Below are 11,985 nucleotides of genomic sequence, written 5' to 3'. Positions count from 1 at the left end.
GTGTTTTCATAAATTATTAATAACCTGGATTGTTTGATTCTATATAAGGGTTAGAGTTCATTTCATTAATAGGAATAGGGAGCCATTCGTGTTTGTTTGTAACGAATCCCTGGAAATCAGTTTCACTTACAAACTTCTTAAAGTTCAGATCTTCGTTCTGCAACTGTTTGAAACGGCTGGACAATTCACCCCAACGTAACAAGTCATAGAAACGATGGCCTTCCAATGCAAATTCAAGAATTCTTTCATGTTTAATGTCATCCATAGTTACATTGGTCAGGTCTGCCATATCTGCACGACGGCGAACTTCATTGATTGCCTCCAAAGGTGTTTTTTCACCCTGTGTACCACCATTAATGACAGCTTCTGCATACATTAAAAGAACATCTGCATATCGGATATATCTCCAGTTCATACCGTTTGCACGAGGTTGGTTGTAAACGTATTCCTTAACTCCGGCACCTACACCCGTTAATTTTACACTTCCGTCAGCATTTGTTTGGATAGGCATGGAGAAATCAACCCCTTTCTTTATTCCGGCTTTAAACGGATAAGCCAAGGTATTTGATTGAGTCTGGAAACCTTCTTTTCCATTAACCTCAGGATACAGATCTTCCCAATGTTTTCCACCTGGGCCTTCCAAACGGATAGGATTGCCTTGCGCATCCTGATGTAGCTTGATTTCCGGTTTACGGTCATCAAACATCAATGTGGAGAACATACGAATATCTGTGAAACCGTTCTTATCAATTGAGTTAACGTACTCATTATATAGCCAATTATGAACTACACCTTCATAACCAACACCTGCACCCGGCAATAAAAGGCCACGTGAATCAAAAGCCAGACCAGAAGTTGCTGTACCCGGATTAAATCCTGCATTGTCGACGTCACCCAAGAAGTTGATTTCTAGAATTGATTCTGGATTTGCATCATTTTCGTGAGCAATGTCAAAATTATAAGAGTATTCCGGAGCAAGTTCATATGTACCATAAGTACCCTTAATAATCTCATTAAACTCGCTTGCAGCTTCTGAATAATAAGTCGTAGTTTCAGAACCATAGAAATGTTCAATACCACTTCTATAGAGATAAGCTTTACCAAGCAATGCCGCAGCTGAAGCTCTAGTCACACGACCAGCATCATCGCTACCCCAAAAGCCTTTATTAGGAAGATATGCCTTAGCTTGCTTCAAATCCTCAATTATAAAATCCCACACGCTTGATGGTACTTCGGTTGGGCGAACATAATCGGAAGCATCCTGAGGCGTGTGTCTGATAGGAGATACCTGACGATAGTTGGTAAGCAAATAGAAATGTGCAAAGGCACGCCAGAAATATGCTTCACCGATATAGGCATTCTTTAACTCCTGTTGATTCCCAAAATCTACATTATCAATTGTTTCAATGATAAAGCTTGCTTGTGAAGCTGTGGTATACATAAGAGTATAAGGTTGTTCGATTGTATAGTAACTTGCATTCAGGTCTGCACCGAACATACCAGGCTTCGCATAATCCGAATTGGAAGAAGCTTCATCGGAACGAATAATTTGGGTTTTAGAGCCTGAAGCTCCCAAACAACGCTGTGTCTGGATATATCCGTACATTGTCACTACGGCGTCATTTACAGCTGAAGGAGAGGTAAAATATGCTCCCATACTTGGCTGGTTAGGGTTGATGGCAAGTTCATCAAAAACATCGCTACAACCGGAAAACATCAGGCTGCCGGCAAATAAAACTATAGCTATTTTATTGTTTATTTTCATAATATCAGTATTTAGAATGAAGCGTTAAAACCAAAAGTATATGTTCTAGCATTAGGATAAGAAGAAGAGTCTATACCACGAGAGAACAAAGCATTTGAGCTTACTTCAGGGTCATATCCTGAATATCCAGTAATGGTGAACAAATTCTGAATACCAGCATACAGACGCAGACGGTTGAAACCGATCTTCTTAAGAATCTTCTCTGGGAAATTATAACCGATCTGGAAATTCTTCAGTCGGAGATAAGAACCATCCTCAATATAGAATGTACTTGGTAAAGAGTTACCGCCACGAGTATTGTCTGTTTTCATAACAGGAATACCTGTATTCTTATTTTCAGGGGTCCAGGCATTTAATACGTCGGTTACGCAGTTATTCGAATAGTCGAAATAATAAGTATATTTCATCTGATTAAATATATCATTGCCATATACACCCTGGAAGAACATTGTCAAGTCAAAATCCTTATAAGTCATTGATAAATTCAAACCATAATCAAAATCAGGAATAGGATTACCAATAATAACTTTATCTTCTGCATTAACTATACCATTCTTGTCTGTATCTGTAAAAATGAAATTACCGTCAGCATCAAAACCATCAATGGTATAACCATAGAAAGAACCGATAGGATGGCCCGGCATAGTAATTGAAGGAGAGTCATTGAAGTAACTTGACATAGCTCCAGAAGTGATAGGCTGTACATTTTCACCTAGTGCCAATACCTTATTCTGCAATGTACTGAGGTTGAATGTTGCATCAATGCTGAAGTCTTTTGTAATCTGTTTACGATAGTTTGCCATGAACTCCCAACCCTTATTTTCTACAGAAGCTGTATTTACATAAGGTTTTTCACTTGAACTGTTGATCTCAAAAATCTGACCTGAAGAAAGGTTCAAATCAATCTGGGCCAACAGATCAACGTTTTTCTTGTAGAAATAGTCAATCTGGAAAGTCAACTCATTATTTAAGAAACCAAATTCCAAACCAATATCAGCTGTCTTAGCCGTTTCCCATTTCAAATCAGCTGTCTTCAAATAAGCAGCACGTCCATTGGTAAAACGTACGCCACCAAATGTATGAGGAATAGGGCCGAAAGCAATATTGTCAAAACTATAAGGATCAAGGAAGTTAGCACCAAGTTCACCGTAACTTGCACGAAGTTTCAATTTACTCATTACCTTATTCTTGAACCATTTTTCCTGATGTACATTCCAACCAGCAGAAACTGAAGGGAAATAACCAACTCTACAGTCTTTGGCAAACTTGGATGATTCATCACGACGAACACTCAATGAAAGTAAGTATCTGTTATCATAATCATAGTTGAAACGCGCAAAGAATGAAAGAAGTGCGGCATTTGTATCACCTGCCGAAATCTTTCCATCTACATTTGAGAAACCGGTAATTTCTGTACCGCCTAAATCATTGATGGTTGATAAACTCATAGAACGATAGTATTCTCTCATCCAGCTGGTACCCAATAACGCATCAATGGTATGACGGCCGAAAGTATTATTATAAGTAAGCAAGTTATCAATAGTATAGTTCCATTCTTCTCCACGGCTTTCTGAAATACTGTTACGTGTATTTCCATAATCAGTATCTGGAGTACCGTCTTCGTTCCACTTAGAATAGTATTCTGGAGTATGGGTATAGTTATGTGAATTACTATAGTTACCACTAAATGTAATTTTATATTTCAAGCCTTTATACAAATCCAGAGAAGCACTTAATGATCCAATCACGTCAGTAACCTTATTGTATCGGTCTGTATAATAAAGAGGAGCAATCTTATTTTGAGACTGGCCATCTTCTGGATTGATGTAATAATCTGCACCACCAGAAACTAAACGGCCTTGTTCATCATAAATAGGAAGAGTAGGAAGTGAGATATTAAATGCGGTTGTAGGAGTCTTATCACGATGAGTGATGGCTAAATTTTCCTGTAAAGAGAAGATACCCTTCTTGAAAGAAGAATTTACACGGAAATTATAGCGTTTATAATCTGAATAGATAGTCATACCGGTCTGATCCAGATAACCAAGACTTGTATTGAATGTTGCATTTTCACCACCACCAGAAATAGCTGCATTCAAATTCCACATTGGAGCATACTGAATCCATTCTCTTGCCCAATCTGTATTTTGATTAGGATTTGTAGGATTATCATTTTCAGGAGCATGAGCAAGACCACTGTTGTCAGCTACCTTATTGGCAAATTCACGCCATTGAGAAGCATTCAAGAAATTAGGAATATTTGTAGGAGTTTGGAAAGCATAGGAACCGTCAATTTCAATAATCGGCTTTCCTTGTTTACCTTTTTTTGTTGTAATCAAAACAACACCGTTAGCTGCGCGAGAGCCGTAAATCGCAGCAGCAGAACCGTCTTTCAACACTTCAATGGATTCAATGTCATTAGGGTTAAGGGAAGAAAGACCGGCATTGCTGAAAGCACCATCAATGACATACAGAGGTTCGGTTGAACCGAATGTTGCAGCACCACGAATAACGATGTTTACATCTGCACCGGCAATACCTCCTTGTTGAATCACATCGACACCCGGAGTGCGCCCCTGTAATGCAGAGGCTACATTAGACGAAGTTTGTTTAACAATTTCTTTACTTGAAATAGAAGCTACAGAAGCGGTCATACTTGACTTTTTCTGAACACCATAACCGACAACAACCACTTCCTCCAACAGTTCGGTATCTTCTTTTAATATGATTTTAAGAAAAGATTTACCAGCAATGTCTATTTCTTGAGTTTCATAACCAATGTAACTGAAAACAAGAGTGGCTTTTGGAGATACAGTTAAATTAAAGTTGCCATCCAAATCTGTAACAGTCCCGTTTACTGTTCCTTTTTCAAGAATTGAGGCTCCTATGATAGGCTCATTAAATGAATCAATAACTTTTCCTGTTATGTTTCTTTGTTCTTGAGCAAAAGTTATAATAGGGATGAATATTGCAATTATAACTAGAAAGTGTGTTTTCATGATTTGTTAAAATAAATTTGTGGATAAAATTTCATTACAAAGGATATTCCCTTTTATCATCATCCGAGGAATATGAAAAGGTCCTTTGAAAAGGTTGCCTTTCGCCGATTGAGCGACTGTACCGTCACGGTGCAGATAACCGTACCACTCACCGTATTCCTTATCGGGAAAATGAGCGTATGTCCAGTCGCTTATCTGCTTGTGCATGGCAAGGTACTTTTCATCATGAGTTGTCCGATAGGCATAGAGGGCGGCAATAATAGCCTCGGTCTGAGGCCACCAGAATTTCATATCCTGCGAATAGTCCTGTGCCGGAAAGTGGCGGCAGTCACGGAAGTTGATTATACCGCCGTATTCTTTATCCCAGCCCCATTCCCAAGACCAGTCGAGGATTTGAAGAGCCATTTGCACCAGGTCTTTGTCCCAATTACGGTAACGGGCTTCTTCCAGAATGAACCAGGCTGTCTCGATGCAATGCCCCGGATTGATAGTGCGTCCGTTGCAAGTATCGATAAACTCTCCACCCAGCCCTACCGTTTCAAGCAGGGCTTTGAACTCGGGATGAATAAAATACTTACGAATAGCCGTAAGCGAATCGTCAATCTGCGTGTCAAGAATCGGATCGGAAATGGCAGCGCGGACACGGGATGCCGTATTGATAAGAATCATCGTTATGGAATGTCCGCGGGTTTGCAGTGCAGGCAAATACTTAGGTTCCAGAAAACCGGGGGTGGAAAGGAACTTCTGTATACGTTTGAAAAGCGCCAAAGCTTTTTCGGCATATGCCTTATCTCCGGAAGCAATGGCGTACTCCGACATGGCAATGGAGGCAAAGCACTCGGAGAAGACATAACGGCGTTTACGCAATGGAGTACCGTCTCCGGCAACTTCGAAGTACATATGCCCGTCGGTATCGAAACAGTGTTTCTCAATAAAGTCTATGCAACTCTTGGATGCGGCCAACCATTCGGGATTCCGCTCCATATTATTGTAGGCATAGGCTGCAATAAACCCGAAGCGTCCCTGAAACCATACAGACTTAGTGGTATCTATCAAACGGCCTTCACGGTCAATGCAGGTATATACTCCGCCATGCTTACGGTCGAGACCGTACTTCATCCAAAAAGGCATAATGTTCTCGGTGAAATCATGCTGATAGGATACCGACCATGAGGTTAAATAATCCGTTACATTCATTGTTCATCAGGTTTTAGAATTTGTTGCAACGTTCAAAAAAATGGATAGCTTCGAGTTCTGCTTTCATTCGTTTTTCCTCTTCGTCCGTCATATTCTGGAAAGGAGTCCGGTTCTTGCCTAAATCGAGTCCGATGAGTTTCATTATACGTTTACCACCTACGATATTCCCGCGGAAACGGCAAATAACATTGATGACCTCCTGTGAGAAGTTCTGGCGTTCACGTGCCAGTTCAAGTTCTCCTGCATTCCAAGCGTCGATGATTCCAACCAATTCTTTACCATTGTAATTGGTAGTACCGCCAATTCCTCCTCGTGCGCCACCCATGGCAAGACAAGGCAAAATCGTTTCGTCCTGTCCGTGAAGCATATCATACTTGCCGTCTTTATAAAGTCGGCACTGGTTATACTCATACATACTCTCAAAAGTATATTTGATACCGGCAAAATTGGGTATCCGACCGTCGACCGCTTCCAATAATTTGACCATAGGCAGGAAAGCGCCATTGAAGGCGGGGATGTGATAGTAATAGAAAGGAAGCTCAGGAGCACCTGCCGCAATCTCTTCGATGTATTTCACCAATTCTTCCACACGGCCGATTTTGGGGAACGGAGGTGCCATTGCCCCGATAGCTGTGGCTCCAATCTTCTGCGCATGCTCTGCCAGCATACGGCTCGCTTTGACACAACAACTGCCCACGTGGACAATAACCTTAAAATCCGCCGGTGCTACGGAAACCCAACGCTCGGCAAGTTTCATACGTTCTTCTTCCGTAAGCATATACCCTTCGCCGGAAGAACCGTTAATGAACACTCCCCGAAGGCCGTTCTTCTGTAACATTTTTGCATAAACCTCAATCGGCTCGTAATTTACCTCTCCATTTTCGTAAAACGGAGTAAAAGGCGCATCAATTAATCCAACAATTTTTTCCATATCATTTTTTATTTATGATTACGGAACAAAAGTGAAGGATTAAACAAAAGTGACCAAAAAACTTTATTGTGTTTTATCAACGATGTTGCATTTATTTTTTTTAAATAGGGAAAATATGATATATAACATAAAAAATAGCGAAATACCGTTTATTTAATAAATATATTAATTAAACTATTTACATTATTATAACTAAATAATGTAATATTTGCTATTCTATGATTGTATTTATTATATAATATATATCTTTGCATTCAACAAATACATTTTTTATGGATAAGCTAAATAAAATTAATATAAAATGCAGAAAAGAGACATTAAGGGATGTGCTTGTCCATTTAGTCTCAGAAAAAACAATAACCATACCGCAGATAGCCAAGGATCTGGATATAAGTCTTCCTACTGCAACTAAAATTATCAACAAACTACAAGAAGAACTATATATAATAAGTTTAGGTAAACTGGAAAAAGCGGAAGGGAGACCTCCGGTAATGTACACCTTAAATCCTCAAGCCGGTTTTTTCATTGGGGTTAATATAAAAAGAGACAATATAAATATTGGATTATCGGATTTTTGTGGAGAAATATTACAGGAGGAAATCATAGATTACCCCGTACGAAACACAAACGATTCTCTAATTAAGTTATGCTGGCATATAAAAAATTTCATCCAGAAAACAAACATCAATACAACCCGTTTGTTAGGAATCAATCTCAATATCTCTGGTAGAGTAAATCCATTTGAAGGGAGAAGTTATAGCCTGTTTTCCTTTCTTGAGGATTCATTACGTGAAGTCCTTGAAGATAAATTAGGTCATCCTGTATCAATAGAAAATGACACAAGAGCCATGCTGTACGGAGAACTATATAGAAGGAATATGAACAAATACAATAACGTATCATATGTTAATATTAGTTGGGGAATAGGGATGGCCTTTGTGATTAACGGTACAATTATTACCGGAAAATCCGGTTTTTCAGGAGAATTCGGGCATTTTCAAATCTATAACAATGAAATTCTTTGCCACTGTGGTAAAAAAGGGTGCCTTGAAACAGAAATATCCGGTGCCGCATTATATAGAAGATTTATTGAAGAAATTAAATCAGGAAAAAGCTCTATATTATCAAAATTCGAGACAATTACATTAAATGATATCATTTCGGCAATAAATAATGATGAAGATCCGTTATGCCTGGATTTGATAGAGGATATAGGACGAAAATTAGGAAAGCAGCTAGCTAATATAATAAACTTACTAAATCCGGAGCTTATAATTGTTGGGGGAGAATTATCAAAAGCTAATGATTATCTTTTACAACCACTTAAAACATCAGTGAAAAAATACACCCTTAACTTAGTGAACAAGGATGTTAATATTATTATTTCAGATTTGAAAGACAAAGCAGGAGTCATTGGAGCATGTTTATTAGCAAGAGATAATTTTTTAGGTATACTAACACCTCTCTCCGTACTATAACAACAGATTCGCTACATCGGCTTACTGAATTTTTACACTCGTCGGGACGGGCGGCCTCGCCCTTTGTGCTGGCCGTTCCCCAACCGATGAGTTTAAAAGTATGAAACAATCTTGTTTTCGCCTTTTGGTACTTTGCTACCAAAGTGAACACACCATTACTATCAGGCTTAATACTCCAGAAATCTGAGAGAAACTGCAAGATTTCTTCTTCGTCTGATTTATTTTTATATTCGTCAAGTTTTCTTGTGAAATCTATATCTGTCATAATGTTTGAATTTAAATTCATAATATACTATCGTTCCTCGGGGATTCCCAATAAGGGAATACATGAAAGTGATGACAACAATCAATTCACGTCCAGGTATTGTAACGAAGAAGACAAGCTAATTTATTCATATTATTACGATAACGACAAACAAAGGTTGCAAGGTTTTCGCAACGAGCCGCGGAAAGATCACCGTATGTACCACATACAGATAACCTCCACCTCGGATGAATACGTGATAGGTCGCCCCAAACTCGATGCAAATGGGCATACGATGGGTGGGGAGGACAACGCCAAAGTGGTGTCGCTCTCGTTCATGAGCAACTCGCAACTCGGAGCTATCACAAGTGGCGTGCTATCATACTTCCTTCCAAGTGGTCAAGCATCCGACTATGTTGTTCCCGAATGGTTCGAACAAAACAAAGATTGGCTGCACGGGTATGCTGACCACTACGTCGAAGTGTTCATTGATTCCAAGGGCCAAAAGTGCGTGTACCGCGACTGGCGGTTGCCTACTTTGTTGTAATCGGGCTGACGAAAGTTCCAAACATCGTGTTTGGTTACGGCACATCATGCTCTGCACCAGCTCGATCAAAAGCCGGCAAAGTTACTCATGCCTTGGTCGGTCTGGGTGTGTTGCTGTAGGATTAGAATTTCAAGAGGCAGTTTTGCAGTTTTATTGCTGAAGGACTATGTCTTCGGTCGGAAACAGAGGGGAAAAGGTATTTCCGGTTCGTCTAAAGAGACTTCGGGAAGTTCTGGTATCGTATGTAAAGATATACCTTTATATTGCATACAGTGGGCGTACCGTTCCCGTCATGGCTGCCTGTTCATGTGGATATGTCTGCTCTGCATCTGGCTGTTTACTATCGCAACCGTCTGTTTCATTGCTTACGATAATGTCGTAATAAGAAAAACAGCCGGATACGGTCGCTGTCAGAACACGTTGAATAATAGAATAACAAAAAATGGCGACCATATTGTTTATGATCGCCACTTTCTGATTTATATTTTCTAATTCAGTTTAACTGTAATATTACTTTACAGTAAACGCCTTACTAATATCATCTGTAGACATTAGGCTGCCGAAATTATTTCCGTCACATATCCAGATAACATCGCTATTCAACGTTTCGGGAACAGCACCTTTTACTGTATTATTTGTAAGGGTCATGTTTGTGAATTTGAACCCGGTAATTGTGATAGCTGAATCATAACAATAATCTTTTGTTATATTCTCAAAAGTACACCCGCTTATAGTCAATTTAGCAGAAGCATTTTCAGCGTACTGATCGCCGTTTCTCAATTCGAGATGAATGTAACGATTGCCTTTAACCGTATTTTTGAACGTGCAATCCTTGATGGTGACCGATTCGATATCTTTATCCGTCAACTGGATAGCATCCCATTCGGCATTTGTGAACGTGCAACCCTCGAATGTAATCTTCTTGCTCGTTCCGGCAGTTACATAAACTGCTGAACCTTTTCCTTGGTCATTGTTACCATTGGCAAATACCATATTCTTAACCGTTGCATTCCCATTGAAATACACCGGAGAACCCTCAATAGCAACGCCTTGTCCATCTATATTAGTATCTTTCGAGAAGGTAAGAGGTGCAGTGGTATAAATGGTCTTCGTTTCGGTTTGCAGGGCTTGGGTAATGGCATCAGAAATATTCTCAACGGAACTTACCGCTACACCTTTCACGACCTCATAGGTCTCCGGATCGTTGCTGACTTTTACCGAAGAATAACCGTTAGCCACGAAGTTGGTATGTTCACCTTCGGCAGCACAGTCGGCAGGATTGAAGTTAATGAATGTTCCACCCCTTACTACAGCAGAAGCCGTGCCATTCTCACGATTTTTATCGAAGAGATTGATAACAAATGCATATTCACTGCCAGCGGAAGCTGTCTGTTGTATGCTGAAAGTTCCGCCATTGATTTCTGCCGTCCCCGTATGGACATAGACCGCTGAAATATTCCCTACATAATTTCCACCCTCGATAATCACCTTTCCGCCATCTTTCACATCCACGGCATAACAATCGTTTTCTTTAGCCTGCAATGTACCGTTCCCTTTGATAACAAGATCGCCCTTGACTTCGATAAGCGACCACTGTGAATTATCATCATTCCATATCCCAGTTTCATTACTGATGTTTTTTCCATTGAGGTTAATTTCCATCGACACTCCATCAGACACGACAAGCGGCTGTTCCAAAGTCACATTTTCTGTCAGCGTAACAGAGCCGCCAGTTTTTGCTACTTGGCGCAAGGTTTCGGCATCGCCCGCAAGGAAAAAGTTGTTATCGTCATCATAGGCAGGATCAATCATTATATTGAATTGAACATCACTGCTCAATATCTGGCCGAGAATATTTGTTCTCCAGTTCCGTTGTACAGGAACGCTATTCAAACCTTCACTGAAAACAATTTCGTTTCCTGTTTCGGGTTTGAAGGTGAATTCCAGGCTTTCCAAAGTGGCCGGGCTTGTACCGTCCCCACTCTCGTCGGCCACCAGAATATAACTCATGGAAAGCCATTTGTAGGTTTCTTTCTCACCGTCATTGTCTGTATCAACCTTCAATTCTTCTTCGGGGATTGCATTAAGGGCGTATGTAATTTCCTGTGAACCGCTTGTCGCTCCCGTCAGCAGGTTGATCGTAGTTGCAACATTCTTGATAACAACCTTGGATTGCTTGACTTCAATACCAGAGGCAACGGCAGCATCCCAATCGTTCTGCGTGACGCCTACATTAATCTGGGCAAAAGGACGTTTCAACGTTACATTGATGGTTTCATCCCCTGTAACTGTAAACGTCTCAGCCTTGAAAAACGCATCGCGCGTCTCGTCGTTATTCGTTCCGGTATAGTCTACCGTGATATTTGTCAAATCACTCGTATTATAAGCCTTGCAATCTGCATCTTGCGCCCAAAATGCTACCGTGTAAGTCTGTCCCTTGGCCAAAGTGAGCGTCACGTTCTCTGTCAGACTGCCACTGCTGAATGCGTTCTCCTTTGTTACCTGCCCGTCAGTGAAACCGGTAAGCCCCTCAATCAGTTCGCCGGATTCGTTGTAAACAGCATACACCAATTTGTCCGCACTTGTACCGTCGCTGATGGCACGGGTGCGAACATCTATACCGTTTTCAAGACCGATTGCGAATGTCATTCGCGCTTCATTACCACCCGATTGGTTTGTTCCCAGTTCGTCTTTCGAACATGATGTTGCCAGTAGCATACCGACTGCCGCAAACACACCAAAAAATAAATGTCTGTTCATTTTTTCAACTGTTTATTGTTAAACAAAAAAGGTTTATTTAATTGTTTTTCAATCCATTTCTACC

At 40.3% G+C, this 11,985-nt stretch carries 7 protein-coding genes; 2 read left to right on the top strand and 5 right to left on the bottom strand.

Translation table 11 applies throughout. The features are described 5' to 3' along the window. Positions 1 to 16 precede the first annotated feature (16 nt). Genes C233_RS0102920 through C233_RS0102905 form a run of 4 tightly spaced genes read right to left on the bottom strand, consistent with a single transcriptional unit; the run spans position 17 to position 6,892 of the window. Positions 17 to 1,765, bottom strand: a complete 1,749-nt coding sequence (locus tag C233_RS0102920) for a RagB/SusD family nutrient uptake outer membrane protein (protein ID WP_018665991.1) — start codon at positions 1,763 to 1,765, stop codon at positions 17 to 19. Positions 1,766 to 1,776: 11 nt separating this feature from the next. After that, positions 1,777 to 4,764 carry a SusC/RagA family TonB-linked outer membrane protein gene (locus C233_RS0102915; protein WP_018665990.1) on the bottom strand — a complete coding sequence of 996 codons (2,988 nt, stop codon included), beginning with the start codon at positions 4,762 to 4,764 and terminating at the stop codon, positions 1,777 to 1,779. Positions 4,765 to 4,770: 6 nt separating this feature from the next. After that, complete coding sequence (locus C233_RS0102910; protein WP_018665989.1) at positions 4,771 to 5,961, bottom strand: AGE family epimerase/isomerase; 1,191 nt, start codon at positions 5,959 to 5,961, stop codon at positions 4,771 to 4,773. A 13-nt stretch (positions 5,962 to 5,974) separates the two neighbouring features. After that, on the bottom strand, positions 5,975 to 6,892 hold the full coding sequence (locus tag C233_RS0102905; RefSeq protein WP_018665988.1) for a dihydrodipicolinate synthase family protein: 918 nt from the start codon (positions 6,890 to 6,892) through the stop codon (positions 5,975 to 5,977). Between the two features lie 272 nt (positions 6,893 to 7,164). Between C233_RS0102905 and C233_RS0102900 the strand changes: the two genes are divergently transcribed. Together C233_RS0102900 and C233_RS23985 are read left to right on the top strand one after the other, a co-directional pair. Then, positions 7,165 to 8,370 carry an ROK family transcriptional regulator gene (locus tag C233_RS0102900; protein WP_018665987.1) on the top strand — a complete coding sequence of 402 codons (1,206 nt, stop codon included), beginning with the start codon at positions 7,165 to 7,167 and terminating at the stop codon, positions 8,368 to 8,370. 461 nt (positions 8,371 to 8,831) lie between these two features. Further along, positions 8,832 to 9,161, top strand: coding sequence for a hypothetical protein (locus C233_RS23985; protein ID WP_128081912.1), 330 nt, complete (start codon positions 8,832 to 8,834; stop codon positions 9,159 to 9,161). A gap of 510 nt (positions 9,162 to 9,671) precedes the next feature. Here C233_RS23985 and C233_RS22215 read toward each other — a convergent pair. Beyond that, positions 9,672 to 11,921, bottom strand: coding sequence for a DUF6562 domain-containing protein (locus C233_RS22215; RefSeq protein ID WP_128081911.1), 2,250 nt, complete (start codon positions 11,919 to 11,921; stop codon positions 9,672 to 9,674). Positions 11,922 to 11,985 lie beyond the last annotated feature (64 nt).

It is taken from the genome of Bacteroides gallinarum DSM 18171 = JCM 13658 (assembly GCF_000374365.1).
Lineage (GTDB): Bacteria > Bacteroidota > Bacteroidia > Bacteroidales > Bacteroidaceae > Bacteroides > Bacteroides gallinarum.
The sequence above is the reverse complement of the archived record's forward strand: the minus strand, read 5'-3'. Positions and strand labels throughout refer to the sequence as shown.

Coding starts and splice junctions, on each gene's coding strand:
- C233_RS0102920 (WP_018665991.1), bottom strand. CDS start 1,765: ATGAAAATAAACAATAAAATAGCTATAGTTTTATTTGCCGGCAGCCTG.
- C233_RS0102915 (WP_018665990.1), bottom strand. CDS start 4,764: ATGAAAACACACTTTCTAGTTATAATTGCAATATTCATCCCTATTATA.
- C233_RS0102910 (WP_018665989.1), bottom strand. CDS start 5,961: ATGAATGTAACGGATTATTTAACCTCATGGTCGGTATCCTATCAGCAT.
- C233_RS0102905 (WP_018665988.1), bottom strand. CDS start 6,892: ATGGAAAAAATTGTTGGATTAATTGATGCGCCTTTTACTCCGTTTTAC.
- C233_RS0102900 (WP_018665987.1), top strand. CDS start 7,165: ATGGATAAGCTAAATAAAATTAATATAAAATGCAGAAAAGAGACATTA.
- C233_RS23985 (WP_128081912.1), top strand. CDS start 8,832: ATGTACCACATACAGATAACCTCCACCTCGGATGAATACGTGATAGGT.
- C233_RS22215 (WP_128081911.1), bottom strand. CDS start 11,921: ATGAACAGACATTTATTTTTTGGTGTGTTTGCGGCAGTCGGTATGCTA.